General features: G+C 35.1%; 17 protein-coding genes and 1 pseudogene. 6 read left to right on the top strand and 12 right to left on the bottom strand.

Going from position 1 to position 17,987, the window contains the following annotated elements; translation table 11 throughout:
* Positions 1-113 precede the first annotated feature (113 nt).
* Positions 114-2,384 carry a protein translocase subunit SecDF gene (gene secDF, locus MHI47_RS08920; RefSeq protein WP_340830522.1) on the top strand — a complete coding sequence of 757 codons (2,271 nt, stop codon included), beginning with the start codon at positions 114-116 and terminating at the stop codon, positions 2,382-2,384.
* 206 nt (positions 2,385-2,590) lie between these two features.
* Here secDF and MHI47_RS08915 read toward each other — a convergent pair whose 3' ends face one another.
* The 3 genes and pseudogenes from MHI47_RS08915 to MHI47_RS08905 all read right to left on the bottom strand — a co-directional run.
* Positions 2,591-3,598: a DUF2268 domain-containing protein gene (locus MHI47_RS08915; RefSeq protein ID WP_340830520.1), complete on the bottom strand. Its 1,008-nt coding sequence runs from the start codon at positions 3,596-3,598 to the stop codon at positions 2,591-2,593.
* 569 nt (positions 3,599-4,167) lie between these two features.
* Positions 4,168-4,326 carry a hypothetical protein gene (locus MHI47_RS08910; RefSeq protein WP_340830518.1) on the bottom strand — a complete coding sequence of 53 codons (159 nt, stop codon included), beginning with the start codon at positions 4,324-4,326 and terminating at the stop codon, positions 4,168-4,170.
* 61 nt (positions 4,327-4,387) lie between these two features.
* Positions 4,388-4,699 (bottom strand): annotated as a pseudogene (locus tag MHI47_RS08905) (recombinase family protein); the annotation flags it as partial.
* A 394-nt stretch (positions 4,700-5,093) separates the two neighbouring features.
* Here MHI47_RS08905 and MHI47_RS08900 point away from each other — a divergent pair.
* Positions 5,094-6,707: an MFS transporter gene (locus MHI47_RS08900; protein WP_340830516.1), complete on the top strand. Its 1,614-nt coding sequence runs from the start codon at positions 5,094-5,096 to the stop codon at positions 6,705-6,707.
* A gap of 472 nt (positions 6,708-7,179) precedes the next feature.
* Positions 7,180-8,781, top strand: coding sequence for an ABC-F family ATP-binding cassette domain-containing protein (locus tag MHI47_RS08895; RefSeq protein WP_093534328.1), 1,602 nt, complete (start codon positions 7,180-7,182; stop codon positions 8,779-8,781).
* Between the two features lie 247 nt (positions 8,782-9,028).
* Here the strand turns inward: MHI47_RS08895 and MHI47_RS08890 are convergent, their stop codons facing one another.
* The 4 genes from MHI47_RS08890 to MHI47_RS08875 all read right to left on the bottom strand — a co-directional run bounded on the left by MHI47_RS08890 (position 9,029) and on the right by MHI47_RS08875 (position 11,341).
* Complete coding sequence (locus MHI47_RS08890; protein WP_340769122.1) at positions 9,029-9,532, bottom strand: YkvA family protein; 504 nt, start codon at positions 9,530-9,532, stop codon at positions 9,029-9,031.
* 196 nt (positions 9,533-9,728) lie between these two features.
* Positions 9,729-10,550 carry an STAS domain-containing protein gene (locus MHI47_RS08885; RefSeq protein ID WP_340830514.1) on the bottom strand — a complete coding sequence of 274 codons (822 nt, stop codon included), beginning with the start codon at positions 10,548-10,550 and terminating at the stop codon, positions 9,729-9,731.
* A gap of 127 nt (positions 10,551-10,677) precedes the next feature.
* A complete protein-coding gene (locus MHI47_RS08880; RefSeq protein WP_093534334.1) occupies positions 10,678-10,878 on the bottom strand; it encodes a cold-shock protein in 201 nt (66 codons plus the stop codon).
* 184 nt (positions 10,879-11,062) lie between these two features.
* Positions 11,063-11,341 (bottom strand): DUF1033 family protein, encoded by a 279-nt coding sequence (locus MHI47_RS08875; RefSeq protein WP_093534336.1) that lies wholly within the window; start codon positions 11,339-11,341, stop codon positions 11,063-11,065.
* Positions 11,342-11,495: 154 nt separating this feature from the next.
* On the opposite strand from MHI47_RS08875, the gene MHI47_RS08870 reads away from it, so the two are divergent.
* The 3 genes from MHI47_RS08870 (at position 11,496) to MHI47_RS08860 (ending at position 13,826) form a co-directional block, all read left to right on the top strand.
* Positions 11,496-11,777 carry an acylphosphatase gene (locus MHI47_RS08870; RefSeq protein WP_093534338.1) on the top strand — a complete coding sequence of 94 codons (282 nt, stop codon included), beginning with the start codon at positions 11,496-11,498 and terminating at the stop codon, positions 11,775-11,777.
* A gap of 215 nt (positions 11,778-11,992) precedes the next feature.
* Positions 11,993-12,670 (top strand): 5-bromo-4-chloroindolyl phosphate hydrolysis family protein, encoded by a 678-nt coding sequence (locus MHI47_RS08865; RefSeq protein WP_340830512.1) that lies wholly within the window; start codon positions 11,993-11,995, stop codon positions 12,668-12,670.
* Positions 12,642-13,826, top strand: coding sequence for a toxic anion resistance protein (locus tag MHI47_RS08860; protein ID WP_340830510.1), 1,185 nt, complete (start codon positions 12,642-12,644; stop codon positions 13,824-13,826). The genes MHI47_RS08865 and MHI47_RS08860 overlap by 29 nt, the downstream gene beginning before the upstream one ends.
* A gap of 103 nt (positions 13,827-13,929) precedes the next feature.
* Here the strand turns inward: MHI47_RS08860 and MHI47_RS08855 are convergent, their stop codons facing one another.
* The 5 genes from MHI47_RS08855 to MHI47_RS08835 all read right to left on the bottom strand — a co-directional run bounded on the left by MHI47_RS08855 (position 13,930) and on the right by MHI47_RS08835 (position 17,938).
* A complete protein-coding gene (locus MHI47_RS08855; protein ID WP_093534344.1) occupies positions 13,930-14,502 on the bottom strand; it encodes a GNAT family N-acetyltransferase in 573 nt (190 codons plus the stop codon).
* A gap of 132 nt (positions 14,503-14,634) precedes the next feature.
* A complete protein-coding gene (locus tag MHI47_RS08850; protein ID WP_340830508.1) occupies positions 14,635-16,518 on the bottom strand; it encodes a vWA domain-containing protein in 1,884 nt (627 codons plus the stop codon).
* A 9-nt stretch (positions 16,519-16,527) separates the two neighbouring features.
* A complete protein-coding gene (locus MHI47_RS08845) occupies positions 16,528-17,391 on the bottom strand; it encodes an ATP-binding protein (protein ID WP_340762244.1) in 864 nt (287 codons plus the stop codon).
* A 48-nt stretch (positions 17,392-17,439) separates the two neighbouring features.
* On the bottom strand, positions 17,440-17,637 hold the full coding sequence (locus MHI47_RS08840; protein ID WP_093534350.1) for a DUF6501 family protein: 198 nt from the start codon (positions 17,635-17,637) through the stop codon (positions 17,440-17,442).
* A 100-nt stretch (positions 17,638-17,737) separates the two neighbouring features.
* Positions 17,738-17,938, bottom strand: coding sequence for a transcriptional regulator (locus tag MHI47_RS08835; protein WP_340830507.1), 201 nt, complete (start codon positions 17,936-17,938; stop codon positions 17,738-17,740).
* Between the last annotated feature and the right edge of the window lie 49 nt (positions 17,939-17,987).

The raw sequence follows: 17,987 nt of genomic DNA, 5'->3' as shown, positions 1-17,987 counted from the left end.
TAGTTTTGTACCTAAATGTAAATAGAGGTTAGAAAATAAATGCAACGAACTTAAGCTGTGCTTAAAATGTTTTATATCAATGCTTTTCTTAAAGCGAGGAGGAAGAATTACATATGAAGACAAGATGGCGTATAGTTGCATTTTTTCTTGTTATTGTAGTATTAGCTGCTTCGATGAGTACGACTACAAAAGGAATCTTAAAAGATATTAAATTAGGTTTAGACTTACAAGGTGGTTTTGAAGTTTTATATCAAGTTGACCCGCTGAAAGATGGCCCCAAAATAACCGAACAAGATGTAACGGACACCGCAAATGCACTTTTAAATCGTATTGATGTCTTAGGTGTTAATGAGCCGGTTATTGAAGTAGAAGAAGGAAATCGAATTCGAGTTCAATTAGCCGGTGTTGAAGATCAGGCCTCTGCACGTGAATTATTATCAACAGAAGCAAATTTAACATTCCGTGATGCTGATGATAACTTAATGCTTGATGGGAACGACTTGAAAGAGGGCGGTGCGAATGATAATTTCGATCAAAATGGAGCTCCAATTGTATCATTACAATTAAAGGATGCAAATAAATTTGCACAAGTAACACAAGATATTCTCGCTAAAACTCCAAATAACGCCCTAGTAATTTGGTTGGACTTTGAAGAAGGTGTTGATTCTTTCAAAGAAGAACAATCGAAAGAAAAACCTAAATTTGTATCTGCACCTCAAGTAAGTAGCGTTTTGAATACTTCAGAGGTTCAAATTTCAGGTTCCTTCAACGTTGAAGAAACAAAGAACTTAGCGGGTATTTTAAATGCTGGTGCTTTACCTGTTAAACTTACTGAAGTTTATTCCACATCCGTAGGGGCACAATTCGGTGAAGATGCATTATCCTCGACGGTCTATGCAGGGATTATTGGAGCAGTGCTTATTTTCCTATTCTTAATAGTCTACTATCGTTTACCAGGAATTGTAGCAAATCTTACGTTAGTTGTTTATGTGTATATAAATTTATTAGTATTTGATTGGATTAACGGGGTTCTTACCTTGCCTGGAATTGCTGGTCTTGTCTTAGGGATTGCAATGGCAGTTGATGCGAATATTTTAACTGCTGAAAGAATTCGAGAGGAAATTCGGATTGGTAAAACGGTCAAACAAGCATTCGCAGAAGGGACAAAATCGTCATGGTCTGCCATTCTTGATGCGAACGTAACTTCACTAATTGCCGCAGTTGTATTGTTCTACTTCGGGACAAGTTCTGTAAAAGGTTTTGCAACGATTTTGATTATCAGTATTTTAGTCAGCTTCATAACTGCAGTTTGGGGATCTCGAGTTTTACTTGGATTACTTGTTCGAAGTGGATATTTAGATAACAAAATTAGTTGGTTTGGTGTTAGAAAATCAAAAGTTCATTCGATTGAAGAAAATGTCAGTTCACTTGATCTGACAACAAATTTTGATCGATTTGACTTCGTTCATTCACGCAAACGATATTTCATCTTCTCTATTGTGTTTATCCTAATTGGAGTAATTGTACTAAGTATTTTTAAATTAAACTTAGGCATTGACTTTGCCAGTGGTACACGAGTTGAAGTTGTGACAAACGAGAAACTAACTGAAGAACGAGTCGTAAGTTATATGGAAGATTTAGGCTATCCATCTGACGATATTGTCCTTTCTGGAGATACGAACAATATCGCAGCAGTTCGTTATGTAGATGAGTTTACTCAAGATGAAATTTTGAAATTGAAACAAGAAATGAAGGCTGAGTTTGGAATTGAACCAAATATTAGTGCAGTTTCAAATACAATCGGTAAAGAGCTTGTAAGAAATGCAATTTATGCATTAATTTACGCAGCAATTGGAATTATTATCTATGTAGCAATTCGTTTTGAATGGAGAATGGGGGTTGCTTCAATCCTTGGTGTTCTACACGATATTATTCTCATGGTAGCTATTTTCAGTTTTACTCGTTTTGAAGTCGACTTAACCTTTATTGCTGCCGTTCTTACGATTGTCGGGTACTCGATAAACGATAAAATTGTAACGTTTGACCGTATACGTGAGAACTTAAATCGAGTAAAGAAAATTGATAATGAAAAGGAGTTAGCTGAAATTGTAAATAAATCACTACGTCAAACGCTAGCTCGGTCAGTAAATATTGTACTGAATATTGCATTTGTTGTTGTTGCCCTGCTTCTATTTGGTGCAGAGGCAATTCGAAACTTCTCATTTGCATTGTTTTTAGGTTTATTGGCAGGGACGTATTCATCCATCTATATCTCAGCACAGCTTTGGTTTGTCATAATGAAACGAAGTATGAAGAAAAAAGGTGGAGAATTAGACGTTGAGCAAAAGAAAAAACAATGGGGAACAGACGAACCGATTGTATAACAGTTTAAACATAAAAAAGAACGGGTATATTATTAACGGGTTCCGTTACCTATCGCAAAGCTAGAATTTACACAACAAAATGCAAATAAAAATGTAAATTTAATTGCACCGCAATTGCGGTGCTTTTTGTATAAAAAAATAAATAGCTCAGTTCATTGAACTAAGCTATGCCTTGTATTATTTTCTACAATTTTTTAAATAAAACTCTATGGGAGCAAATCACTGTATTTACTATCCTTAATAATTCCCCTTGCACCAATTTTTGTCCATTCCAATATTGAAATATTGGGATTGTTTTCAATGAAACTTTCAGTGATTAGATAACCTATTTTATAATTCGACCATCTTGGAATATCTTTACGTGAATTACCGTAAATCAAATTATTGTAAATAATAAAATCCATAGATTTGCCATTTACGCTTAATTCTTCTAACACCTTAGCCTCGGCTTCATTTGATAAAGGCTCTGTCCGAAAGACTCCTACTTTTATTTCAGGGTATACAATACTAGTAAAGTAATCTGCTTTGCCTTCCGTCACAGTTAAATCTAAAATGTTATACTCGATTGGTATGCTATCATGCAAAAAATTAACTGTGTGATGATATTCGTGTGCCGCCGCATATTTAACCATTTCTTCTGAAACGGATGGGTCAAACTTAAGTAAAATATCATTTTCTGAATAAGTAAGCCCACTCAATCCTCCACCAGTATTAATGACATGCCATTCTTCAGGATTAACTGGAAAAATATAAACATTTGTATCCTCACCTGGTAACAGTTCTGCGGATTTTAATAAGGCTTCCTCTATCCACTTATTAATCTGTTCTTGATTTTCAAGTAGCTCATTCGTCTTTTTTTCTAACTGTTCTATTTCCGAAGATGGTGAAAGAGGGTCGCCTAATGTTATATCTTTCAGGGAGGATTTATCTATAAACGGTTCTAAAACATACTCTGTATAGATAGCTTTTTTATCAAGTTCAGGATTCTCACTAATTACTCTTGTGTATTCCAACACTTCATCGAAAAATGTTATTATTTTAAATTCCTGCCCTTTATATGAAAAATGGGAAGTATTTTTAGTAGGAGTATTGTCATCATCCACTATCCCATGTTCCTCTTCTTCTATTTCTTTGTTTTGTTCTTTAACATCCGTACAACCAGATATAAAAATAACAAATAGCAGTAAAATTGAAAAGTTTATCGAACGTCTCATTCTGTCCCTCCATATCCTCCTTTTCTAAGATGTAGAAGAGGGATTTTTTATTATATCCATGAAACTCTCTTTCGCTAAACGCGTTAGTTTAAGTACATTTGTTCACAATGTTCTTTCCCTTATTTTAACATAGATTTTTTAACTACTTTTTATAAATAATATCTTTCCAGTTATATACCCTATCAGCAACACCAATTCTTTGGGCAGGGGTTTGTTTAACCGAATTAGAATTGAAAGGTTCACAGAAGTTGTAGTATGTTCTCAATATGGTGATAGCCATTTGTGCATATTTAGGATTGAAATTACTGTATATATAGGATTTTCCGTCCCCTCTAGATGTAGCTAAATGCTCGTCCGAAAGTTTCGAAGTATCTGTAATTACCTCACTATAACGGCTGCCTCTGTCAGACATTGCAATTGGGTGTTCAATTTTATTGGATTTATGAACATTGTAAGTGGAGAAATCCTCGATTCATAAAATTTGGGTGTAGATAAACTTTCTTTCAAGAATTCAACAGCTGTTTCGTGTTCAGACGAGCCATTAAACCCATTATATTCTGCTCATTCACTTAAATATCGCCTGTTTCAATAAATTCTTTATATGCATCTTCTCTTGATAAGCTCTTATCAAATGTATTTACAAAGTAGTGTAATTTCCCTTCATGAATTTCCTCTGAAAACATCTTTTTATAAGCAGATTTTAGTGTCATGTCGTCATCGCTAGTCACCCGCCACTTGTCAGTTCTTATCATTTGTTTAATTAAAAACAATTGAGCCATTGCAGTATAACTATGATTTATGTGCCTTCGCTCTCTCGAGTCCTTCCGTAGTACGTTCCACGATTATGTCACGCTCAAACTGTGCGAATGATCCGAGCATATTGAACAATAACGTATTGATACTACTTGCCCCCTTGCCCGCATCGAACGTTTTATTATTACGTATAAACTGGACACTCAGGCCCTTGTCGGTTAACTCCATTACTATCTTGTTAAGGTGGATTATGCTACGTGCTAGGCGGTTTATTTTTGTCACTACTACCATATCACCTTCCCTTCCCTGGTCGAGCATAGCCGTCAGTTGTGTACGTGACGCGGTTGATGTACCTGTTACCTTCTATACATATAGACGCTCGCACCCTGCCTCACGTACCGCTACCTCTTGTGCTTCTAACTTATGTCCTACAATCGATACTCTCGCGTATCCAATTCACACCTCGCAATATCTCCTACTATAAACTAGGTTAACTTTTATACCTTATAATTATAGATAAACTTATATACAAGACACTTAAAAATCACATTGTTATAATGACCAATATTTTCCAGGGTTTAACAGCTATTCTTGTATTCGGATTCAACCTGCTTGACAGACAGTGCTATGCCTTTTTACAAAAGTTAGGGATATACGAACGTAGGAATAATTTTAAATTTGATTCAATATTACGATATGAGCGGTGTTTTGTTAAAATATATTAAATCGAAGGAGGAATTATATGACAGAAAAGCAAAACGCATCACAAACCTGGGCTATTTCCCTCTTTTCCATCGGTGTATTTATGGCCGCACTTGATAACGGTATTATTAGTGCTGCTTTAACAACGATTAATCGATCATTCGATGTCGATGCAAACTGGGGAGCATGGGGTGTCACGCTTTACACACTTGGTTTGGCAATTAGTGTGCCGATTATCGGAAAACTTTCTGATCGATATGGACGCAAAAAATTATTTATTATAGAAATCGCCATTTTTGGTATTGGCTCATTACTCGTGGCTTTGAGTCCAAACTTTTCTTTTTATTTAATCGCTCGCTTTATTCAAGCAATGGGTGGCGGCGGTATTTTCATTATTGGTAGCTCACACATATTAAGTACATTACCTGTCGAAAAACAAGGTAAGGCACTTGGGATGCTTGGTGGGATGAACGGTATTGCGGCCGTACTTGGACCCAATATCGGCAGTATTTTATTAGACGTTACAGGTAGCTGGCATGTACTATTTTTAGTGAATGTACCTATTGCCATTGTGCTTGTTATTTTAGGCTTTATTAAACTAGATGAAACGAAAGATGTACAGCCTGGAAAACTCGATTTATTTGGAACTATTTTATTATCTTTAGCGATTTTAGGCATTATGTATGGACTGACAAATTTAGAAGGTGTTCACCTTTTAAAAAGCTTATTGCAACCAAATGTTTATGGCTATATCATTGCTGGTATTGTTCTTTTAATTGGCTTACTAGTACATGAAAATCGTCTTGAAAAGCGTGGTGGAGACCCGATTCTACCATTCCACTTGCTACGTCAACCGCCATACTTACTAACTTTAGTGATTGGTGCATTTTCAGGTGCATTACTAGCCGGAATGATTTTCATCCCTGCATTTTCAGAGCAAGTACTTGGGATTGCATCTGAAAATGCCGGCTATTGGATGACACCACTAGCTCTTGCAGCTGGTTTGGGTGCTGGTTTAGGTGGCGTATTTACAGATAAACGCGGACCCATTTTTGCGGTCATCTTATCGAGTGTTATATCAGCAATAGGATTTTTATTATTCCCATTATGGATTGAAGTAAAATGGCAATTTATCATCTCTTCAATCATCGCTGGCTTTGGTATGGGGATTATTTTGGGTGCGCCATTAAATATGTTAGCAACTGAAAAATTACAAGCAAATAAAGGTACTGCTCTTGCAACATTATCATTAACAAGAACGCTTGGAATGACGCTGGCACCCACAATTTACGCAGGCTTTATTGCACGTGGCTACAATGAAATGCCGGCATTATTCAAAACGGACTTCCCTGAAATTTTACAAGATAATCTTGCAAAAACAAATTTAAGTCAAGAAGGTGCGGCTGAGTTGCAACAACTAACAGCGCAAATGTCATCTGGTGCTTCTGCTAATACAGACATGACACAACTACTAAATCAAGTTCAAGATCCAACCTTAAAAGAAGTGTTATCTACTAGTGTGCAACAATTGACCACATTAGCGGCACAAAACGGTTACGGTGGCTTATTCACTAGTGCTGTAGTCATCGCAACTTGTATTTTGATCGTCACATTATTTTTAGCCCCACTTCGAAAAAAATCATTACAAGGTTAAAAAACTGTATGGCCAATTTTGGTCATACAGTTTTTCTTTTGTGTGTAATAAAATCAAGTTTTTTTAAAAGCAGAATACTGATCTGGAACTAAAATTAATGACCTTAAAGATTCTTGAATTATTTTAGTCACTAAAACTTCAGAATCCGGCTCTGTTAACGAAGTGTCCTGGAAAAAAGTATAGTCTACGTCCAATACCTTGCCTGTCCCATCCCCCTGGTGCTTTAATTCTAAGGATATAAGGTTGACCATTTATCCTTTCTAGTTCCCCCCTACCCAAAGTTAAAAGTAACTCCTGAAAGATAGAACTAGAATCTGTTTGCTTGTTCAGTCAGAGCTTAAACGCATATGGGGCTGATTTTGGGGTTGGCATTAACTGAAATACGTTGAAACCCTATAAAATCAAGGATTTGTAGAATTCGTTCCTATTTCATGCTATAATAAGTTCATTGTGAATTTTAGGAGGTACTAGCATGATTGCAGTAAGTAACATAAGTCTTCGTTTTGGTGACCGTAAGTTATTCGAAGACGTAAATATAAAGTTTACACCAGGAAACTGTTATGGATTGATTGGTGCAAATGGAGCAGGTAAGTCAACATTTATCAAAATTTTGTCTGGTGAAATTGAGGCCCAAGAAGGCAATGTCATTATGAACCCAGATGAACGTTTAGCAATTTTAAAACAAAATCACTTCGAATACGAAGAATACAATGTTTTAGAAACTGTTATGATGGGACACAAACGTTTATATGAAGTAATGAATGAGAAAAATGCTATCTACATGAAAGAAGACTTTTCAGATGAAGATGGTATGCGTGCAGCCGAACTAGAAGGTGAATTTGCTGACTTAAATGGTTGGGAAGCTGAATCTGAAGCAGCAATACTTTTACAAGGTCTTGGTATTCCAGATGAAATGCACCAAAAGAAAATGGCTGACTTAACTGGATCTGAAAAAGTAAAAGTTCTTTTATCTCAAGCTCTTTTTGGTAAACCCGATGTACTATTACTGGATGAGCCTACTAACCATTTAGATATTAAAGCTATTCAGTGGTTGGAAGATTTCCTTATTAACTTCGATAATACTGTTATCGTTGTATCCCATGACCGTCATTTCTTAAACAAAGTATGTACGCATATTGCGGATTTAGATTTCAGTAAAATTCAAGTTTATGTAGGAAACTATGATTTCTGGTATGAGTCAAGTCAACTTGCTGGCAAATTAGCTTCAGATCAAAATAGTAAAAAAGAAGAAAAAATTAAAGAACTACAAGCATTTATTGCTCGATTTAGTGCCAATGCCTCTAAATCGAAACAAGCAACTTCTCGTAAGAAAATGCTAGACAAAATAGAACTAGATGATATCAGACCATCATCGCGTAAATATCCATATGTAAACTTCTCGATGAAACGTGAAATCGGGAATGATGTATTACAAGTTCAAAATTTAGGTCATTCTACTGAAGACAAAAACCTCTTCTCTAACTTCAGCTTTACGTTGAACAAAGAAGACAAGATTATTCTTCTTGGAGATGAATTAGCGAAATCTGCATTGTTACGTATACTTGCGGAGGAAGAAGAACCAAAAGAAGGTTCCGTACGTTGGGGTGTTACTACAACGCGTGCCTACTTCCCGCTTGATAACGCTAAATACTTTGAAGGCAATGAGCCATCATTAGTAGATTGGTTACGCCAATATTCACCTGATGATGAAAGTGAAACATTCCTACGTGGATTCCTAGGCCGTATGCTTTTCTCAGGAGAAGAAGTGAAGAAAAAACCTTCTGTTCTTTCAGGTGGAGAAAAAGTACGTTGTATGCTTTCTAAAATGATGCTTTCCGAATCGAATGTATTGTTACTAGATGAACCAACGAATCACTTGGATCTTGAGTCTATTCAAGCATTGAATAATGGTCTTACATTATTCAAAGGCGCAATGATCTTCACATCGCATGATCACCAGTTCATTCAAACAATTGCTAATCGCGTAATTGAAATCCGTGAAGACGGGTCTATCTTAGATAAACAATTGTCATATGATGAGTTCTTAGAGTGGAAAGATACACAAAACTTATAATACCTAATAATAGAGTACAGGATGATGACAATATGTCATGTTCCTGTACTCTTTTTTATTATTATAAAAAGAAAATCGTACAGATTATGGGGACCATACTTTTCTTAACTTGATATGTCTTCTCTTATCCCCCCCTACAATACATGATATAGGGTTGACTAGTTCAGAACATTAACACATCAAAAAAGCATTGCTATATTATATAGCAATGCTTTTTTATTAGGGATTTGGAACTTTCCTGTGTGGATTAACTTTTAACTGCAGTGCCCTTTTTAGAAGTTTTAATAAAACGACCAAGCAGAGATCTTGTCGGCAATTTTCCAAGTAAGGAATCACTTGTTTCCGAAACCTTCTTCAATACGTTTAATAGTTTGTCATCTCCAGCCCAATGTTCTTCAATCATTTCAGGGGAAAATTTGTTCAATAACATATTTACTACAAAAGTAGCTACAATAATGTCATCGATAAAACCACCTGGTCCTATTAAACCTTCAGGTAATATGTCTACTGGCGTGATGAAATACAATATACCACTACCAACGAGTGTTTTACTCTTCGCATCTATGCGGTCATCAAACATCGATTTTACTAATAAGTGAAATAAATCAGGAGCAAATAGAAGATATGGAGTAAACTTTCCTGCTTTACCCGATTTACTTTCTACATAATCAGTAATTTTAGATCGTAGTTTTATATAGAAGTCTTGTTGCTCCTCGTAAGTTGGTAATTCTTTTTTAAGTTCTACATTCATAGTCATAGCCCCTCTCTCTCTTCACTATACCAAAAATAAGACTATTTGAAACATTATAGGCTTTTCTATGTTCTATTTCTAAAGAATCAGAAGCCAGAAAAACAATAAATACTCTTCTAGTAGTATTTATTTCAATTGTTTTTCTCCATTAAAAATAAAAGAGGCTTCGGATCTAACCCCCGAATCCCCCTCTCCTTTACTTGACTAAATACTCGTTTAACGCTTGTTGTAACGTTGCAAAGGTTTTAGTATCATCATCAAATTTAACGCCTAATTGAATCATTTGTCTCACAACATCCGGTCTTAAACCGGTAATAACGGTGCCACAGCCCATCATCGAAGTACCATAGATAATTTTCAGTAAATGGTCTATTACTTCTGTTTCCATTTCAGATATACCTGAGAGATCCATTATTAACGTTTGTATATGTAAACGGCCAATCTCTGTTAGTACTTTTTCTTCTAAAATACTTGTTCTAAAAGTATCTACTGAGCCAATTAACGGCAAAATACAAATAGAGGGTGTAATTGGAATTATAGGAACTGAAAGGGCTTCAACCACTTTACGTTGGGAAGAAATTAAAGCATCCTTATAAGTCGAATAGTTGATAAAAAACTCATTTAAAAAATAATCTATTTGATTATTAATTTGCTTTTCTAACTCAAAGAACGAATCAATAGAAATCGGTTGTATGTCATTATTGTACTTTTGAATAAAGATCCACAAAGTTCTTCTAATCGCCTGGATCCATTCTAATTTAAAAGATAGCGTCAAAGAAAACGTTGCCCATGCAATGCCTTCCTGCTTTGCAAAAGCACTCAAATCTTTCGTATTTTCATCAATAATATAATGTGTCAGAGTATGAGCGTTATTGATTAGATCTATATCTCCAACTCTTAATATATCATTTATCTTATCTTTAACATTAACAGCCTGGTTTAATAAATATTGTTCAAAATCATCTTTGTTTTCTTCTAAATAATGTTTTAAGTTAAGATCCAGTGTTAATCTGTCCAAAGTCGTTCCCCCTAAAATAGTAAACTCTATTTTTTATACCCAAATGTAATCTAATTAAACACACTTTTAAATTAAATTAGAAGGACTATAAAAAGAAGCACATCCTAGAGGTGTGCTTCTTAAGGGACTATAGTTTTGTAACGTTAGCTGCTTGAGGTCCGCGGTTCCCTTCGACTACTTCAAATTCAACTTTTTGACCTTCTTCAAGTGATTTGAAACCATCACCTTGGATTGCTGAGAAGTGAACGAATACATCATTTTCACCCTCTACTTCGATAAAACCAAATCCTTTTTCTGCGTTAAACCATTTTACTGTACCTTGTTTCATACTATTACCTCCAAAAAATTAATCAATACGTGAAAAAATTCACATATTCCATGAAGTACCGATTTCACATCGATCACTTCATAGGATATGTGAATCATTAGTACGGATTTTCACTTTAAATTGTAAATTAATTATAGCATTGGCACCGATTTAGTCAATGAGTATTTTCATAATTCTAAATAGTTTAGGTAATTTCATTCCATATTAAACCATGATATATTTGTAAATCATCATCACATGATTCACAAAAACACACTTCTTTTTCTGACCAAAAAGCCCAGTATTTCTCATCCTTCACTTTTTCTTTTGGAAATTTCCCACGTAATTCCACTAGTTTCTCATTTAAATAGGATTGGGCATCTGCTTGTGTTTCAAAAGTATGCTTTTCTACAATATGCTGCTCCCAACCTTCAAAAAGCCACCACGGTTCATAGTCTGCCTTCATATAAATTACTTCGAACATAGACATCGCCTCTAACATTTTTTATTAACTCATATTTTACTGCTCCTATATAAAATGTCTACTTAAATGCCTAGTAATTTTATAAATTGAATATTCCTACTTTTTCAGTTAAATTATAGATAACACTATTATAAACAAGTTAGGAGACTATGCTATGAAAAAGCGGGCTTATATTCAAATGCATGGTGATGTGGATGGAGTAGGCTTTAGATTTTTAGTGAAACAAAAAGCTCAATCACTTGGATTGAAAGGTAGTTGCAAACAAACAGAAGACAAACTCATTCATATTCATATTGAAGGCAATATTCAACAGTTGGAGGAGTTTTTGGAGTATATTCAAAAAGGAGTATCTCCTTTATCCCAGACAAATGCTTATCGAATGGAATTATTTGATGAACTAAAAGGTTATACTTCGATGGAGTCAGATATTGTTTAATATTTGTAGGAAATGAAACTTTCTGCTGATTGAATCGTATATAGTAGTATAGAAAAAGTGAAACTTCTATCGTAGGATCGGTTCACCTACAAAAAGTGTAAATTGAACCATTCGGGTTTTTCCAGGCAGTTTTCTCCCCCTTATGCCCAGTTATATAGCCCAAGTCATTAAGAGGGAGATACTGCCCGTTAATACCGGAAAAAGGAGGTAACATCATGAGTGAACTACTGCAAACCTTCATACGACATTGCTTAAATTTCCCTATCATGATTACTTCGTGGTTTGTTTTCTTTTTTCCATTCGAGAGTGGATTTTTATGGAGCTCCATTTTTGCTATAGGAGTATATATTGTTTCTAACTATTCGATAAAGAAAATTCAACAGAGAAGAATTATGAAAAAACATCAAATGACTCTCTCTGAGTATTTCCATATCCAACAACAATTAAAAGAAGCAAATAAAAAGATAAAAGCTTTAAATAGTCTGTATCTGAAAGTTCGTTCAATCAGTTCATTTAAACAATTATTCGAAATGAATCGATTAGCAAAAAGGATTATTTCACTTGTAAGATCTAACCCTAAAAAGTTCTACCAAGCTGAAAAGTTCTTTTATGCACATTTAGATTCAGCAGTAGAACTAACATCAAAGTATACTTTATTAGTTTCCCAACCGGTGAAGAATAAAGATATGAAATTAGCTTTGCAAGATACACGAGAGACATTAGAATCTATCAACACAGTTATGGAAGAAGATTTACAAAGTGTCTTAGCTTCTGATGTAGAGCTACTTAAAATGGAGTTAGATTTCGCTAAATTATCCGTTAAACAAACAGAAAAACCTTTATATTTAAAAGGAGAATCCGAAAATGAGCGAAAAGATATCAAATACAAGTGAAGATATATTAATGGACGAACTATTATCCAGCCCTTTTAACCTAGATACTACTAAGCCACAAGCCATTACAGAAACAGAAGCAGCCCCGACTAAACTGATCGATCGACTTTCGGAAGCTGAGCAACAAAAAGCTCGACAATTAGCTGACCAAATACCAGCTGGTGACTACGAAGCGATTCTAACCTACGGCGCAAACGCACAATCTGAGCTTACCCGTTTTTCTCATCAGATGTTAGATCATGTGCAAAAAAAAGATATCGGACCTGTTGGAGATATATTAAGTGATTTGATGCGCAAATTATCCGAGATTAATCCCGAAGAACTGTCTACCGAGAAAAAATCAGGTATTAAAAAATTATTTAGTCGTGTCAATCGCTCCGTCCAGGAGGTAATGACAAAATATCAGAAGCTTAGTACACAAGTAGATCGTATTGGCATTCAGCTAGAACATTCTAAAAGAGGACTTGTGGAAGATGTTCAAATGCTCAACAAACTTTACGATCAAAACAAAACGTATTTCCGAGCATTAAATGTATATATTGCTGCTGCAGAGTTAAAAAAGGATGACATAGTAAATGTAACTATTCCGGAGTTACGACGAAAAGCAGAATTATCCAATGATCAAATGGCTTATCAAGAAGTCAATGATATGGCACAATTCGTAGATCGTTTAGAAAAAAGAGTGTATGATCTACAGTTATCTCGTCAAATTACGATACAGAGTGCACCACAAATCCGTATGATTCAACAAACCAACCAAACGCTTGCCGAAAAAATTCAATCATCTATTATGACATCCATCCCGCTTTGGAAAAACCAAATTGCTATTGCTTTAACTTTAAATCGTCAGCAAAAAGCAGTAGCTGCACAAAAGCAAGTAACGCAAACGACGAATGATTTATTATTGAAAAATTCGGAGATGTTAAAAGTGAATAGTATTGAAACGGCAAAAGAAAATGAACGAGGTATTGTAGAAATTGATACATTGAAGAAAACACAAGAAAATTTACTGCAAACAATCGAAGAAACGATGCGTATTCAAGCTGATGGTCGTGTAAAACGAAAAGCAGCAGAAATAGAAATTGGTCGTATGGAAGAAGAACTAAAACAACGTCTACTACTAATTGCTGACCAATCTAAAAACCGTTCTTCCTAATAATATTATATGGAGCAGTAAAGAATAGATTACCACAACAAAAAGAATTCATTTTAAATCACATTTGATTTAAAATGAATTCTTTTTTAAATCGCAAGACCCTTTAGTAGGGCTTCAGCATATTTTTCTTATCCTCATCATTAAATACTAATACCTCATGAGAAGCATCATAAGAATCACCATAAAAATGTTCATCTTTATACGTGTGGATATTTTCATATGTCCATTTCATAGCTTCATAAATGGCATACTCATCTTGGTCTGTTGGGGACCAGTATAAAATTTCCAAAATGGTATTTTCTCCAGTTGCTAGAGAACGCCGTGAGTATCCTATGCGAGTAGCATGTTTGAATTCTTCACGCGCATAAAATTTTAGACGCTTCTCAGAATCAGAGTCATCATAGTTAACAGGTTCTACCTCTAATAGTATGACCTTATTCTTTTCTTTTAATTGACTCAATAATTTCCTACCTAGGCCTTCTCCACGAGCTTCTTTAGAAACAAATAGATAGTCTACAAAAATGAAGTTTTCAAACTCCACGTACATCAATACATGCTTTGGTCCCTCGTCTTTTATATAGATATCTTCTTTATCCGTCAAAAGTGTTTCCATATGAACGCGAGATTTCATTTCATCCACTGGAAAATATTGATTAAGCTTTTCATACCAATTCATGTGTAATAGTTCTCCTTTCAAAATTATATTTTGCTCGGAGGTTTGTTTTAAATAGGAACAAGTTGCCGAAAAAAATCCTCGAGTATATTTATTCCCTATTTAAAGGTTCATAAACATATTATAAGGATTCTTTTAAGAACTTTGCACAACCAGATGTAGCATCTTCCGAAGTAATCGAAGTGTTTCCTCTGAAAATTTTTCTAATGAAGACGCAGTGGCAGACTTTTTATCAAAGATTAAACGAAACAAGTTTAATTGTTCTTCTGTTGCTTCCCGATCATTCAAAAACAAATGTAAAACGTTGATACCAAGTTGCTCCTGCTCTAACACTGCTTCTGCTGTATCCATAATACCATTTTGGGCATAACCAAATGCAGAAGGCTCTCCATCTGAAAATACAAGTAGAAACTTATGAGCCTCTGCTCTATTTTCTAATCGTTTACCCATCCATCTGATGGCAAATCCGTCTCTATTGTCTTCATGTGCTTCCATGGAAAGAATATCCAAACCATTATCTTTTTGCCCATCTTCTAACTTGTGAATCCATTCAAATGCATTTGGTTGAGAGGTTTCCGTCGCTTCATAAGCATCTTCATAATGGAGGACAATTTCATGGGTAATTTTTAGTTCTCTTAATACATCATGAAATAGTAAAACAGCTTTTTTTGTTTCCTCCATTTTATCCTGCATGGAAGCTGATCCATCGACTAACAAACCAAAAACAGCATCTAATTGAATACTTGGCGCATTTTTTTTATAAAAGGGTTTTGGTCTTTCATCTGTCCAAAGAGCCGTTAGCTTTGTAGATAACCTACCCTTTGTTAAGTTCGTACGCTTATCTACTCGCTTTTGTTCTAATCGTTTTTTCATTTCCTGTACAAATGCTTTTAGATAAGGTGCATGGTCTTGTCGATATTTGTATAGGAGATGTTGGTTTTCAGAAATACTTGTAATCGCAATACGCTTTTCCTGATACATCACATTTGTATGTTCTTTTCCGAAGGACTTACCAGCTTTTTTTAAGTCACTGGATTGGTCATTAGTGGACTGAGCCACCTGACCTTCCTTGCTATTCCCACTTGATTGACCTTTACCGGTCATCGTAATTTCGTGCCCTTCCTGTCCTTCCTCCGCTTCTATTGCTTGTTGTGCTTTCCCATCTCTGCCGTGCTCTAGTTCATATTGAAGATGCACACCATTTTCTTGTTCATTTTCTCGGTGCCAGGTTCTAAATATCTCTTCAATCGTATCTTTTTCAACTTCCTCACCACGTTCTGAATCTTTAGCCCCTTGATGATAGTGAAAGTCTTTGGATGCTACCCGTGTGTACGATATAATTGCGTAATATTGTAGCAGGCTATCCTCATTTATATATTCGTTTAAAAGAAAATATAGCTGATAGGCCAAATCAATAGATTGTTGAGTATTTTTAGATTCATATACTTTTTGAATGATACTATTTGTCACAGAAAATATATCTGGACCTGTTACATACATCGTACCTTCATACAGACAAATATATAAATAACTTATAAAAGCATCCGCTAAAAAACCTTTTTGAACATTTACTCGAAGTTGCTGTTTGTGAAATTCTAAATAAGTATGAATACGAATTGTAAATACTTTTTGCGTACCTATTCTTTTTTTCTGAATCATTTCAACCATACGAAATTCTTCCAAACAAAATAGTAACTGATCCATGAATTTAGTTAAACTAGTCGGTTTTTCCTCCTGAAACTGCTGCCATTTCAACACGTCAAAGGACTTCCAAAACCCTTCTGCCATCAAGAAAATGTCAGAAATTCTACCTGCATGCATCACATGTTTCTCACGATGTCTCCAAAACACACTTAAGGAAATTATTTGATCCGCTGGTTGAAATTCGATCAGTTTACGCTCATTAATCGCTAATAATGTATTTTTGGTTAAAGCTTTAGCAACATTTTCGTAATGCATGAGTTGCCTAGCATCTATCGTTTCATTATTGAACTGTATAAAACGGTCAACTGAAGCCATTTATCTCCCTCACTTAATCCAAGTAGATGCCAATGCTAACACAAGCTGTTTTTCTTGGTCATCTTCAAGCTTTTCAGCAATAGCATAGGTAATCGCTCTGATTGGTTCCATATATAATGCCAGTTCAGTAGCATACAGTAAACTTCTAATGGAGGCTGCTTCTTCTGAGAGCATTCCTTGTTCTACTTGTTCCATTAAATCTTTTGCCAAATTCAACATAAGTATATGTAAGTCTTTCGGTGCTGTGGGGAACATCTCCTGCCATAGCTTTTCCAGATGCTCACCTGAAATATATGGAATTGAAAAGGTAACGAAACGATTTTTTAATGCTTCATTCATAGGGGTTGTACCTATATACCCTTCATTTATCGCAGAAATAACCGAGAAATCAGGGTGTGCTCTTATCACCTCTCCTGTAAACGGGTTTGTGAGCATTCTTCTATAATCCAAAACACTATGCAAAATAGGAAGTGTCTCTGATTTGGCCATATTAATCTCATCTATGTATAGAATATGCCCTTTCTTCATCGCTTCCACCACAGGACCATCTACAAAATCAATTTCGCTTAATCCACCCTTTGTTATAATTGTTTTAAAACCTAATAATGCCTCTGCATCTAGATCTACCGAACAATTTATACTTTGAATTGGCTGTGAAAAAAACTCAGAAATTGTTTCAGCCAACTTAGTTTTACCTGCTCCTGTAGGCCCTTTCAGTAATACCGGTTTTTTTAAGGATACCGCAATAAGCACATCTTCTAACAAATGTTCTTCTGGAGATAGATAACCTCCTGCTCCAATAAGAGCTGTATCTTGTGCTGAATGCACTCTGGTTAATCTCTTCAGTTTTTCTTCCATTACTAAATTTTTCATTTTCTTGTCTCCTTATGAAAAAAAACCGATGAGTTCACATCGGTTTTTTTATTGGAAATATTCTTTGTAGTAGCCGCCAATTTTTCCAGTGTTATCAATTACAAAGATAAATTCTTCTGTTTCATTTTTAACTTCATAAGTTTTCCCAACGGTAAGTACATTGCTCACAAGGAATTTTTTAGCATCTGTTTGCGTGCATGTGACTGTTTTAATAGTTGGCTTTGTAGCCCAATTTGTATGTATCATCTAACCACTTCCTTTATAACTAGTATACGTTTCAACCCAACTTTTTTCAATTAATGATTCTACTAAAAGAGGAGAAAAATTATACAGCTCCTCTTTCCTGCTATAGTAAAGGAGAAAGTGCTAATAAATGGTCGATTCGAAATGTTCTTTTCGCTTTCTGCTTAAAACAATATGCGTAGAATATATCGGCTTCAACTCCAAGTAGCTTTACTTTACGCTTACTTATTTCACCTGCTTTGGACAAATATATTAACTCACAAACCCATCCACGATGTAAGTATTTCACCAAATCATTACGCATATTCGTGCCCCCTTTTTAACACTATATGCGAACATACGTTTTAATAACA

This window comes from Psychrobacillus sp. FSL H8-0487 (genome assembly GCF_038008385.1).
GTDB lineage: Bacteria > Bacillota > Bacilli > Bacillales_A > Planococcaceae > Psychrobacillus > Psychrobacillus psychrotolerans.
Note: the sequence above shows the minus strand (reverse complement) of the source record. Positions and strands in the feature narration are given on the sequence as shown.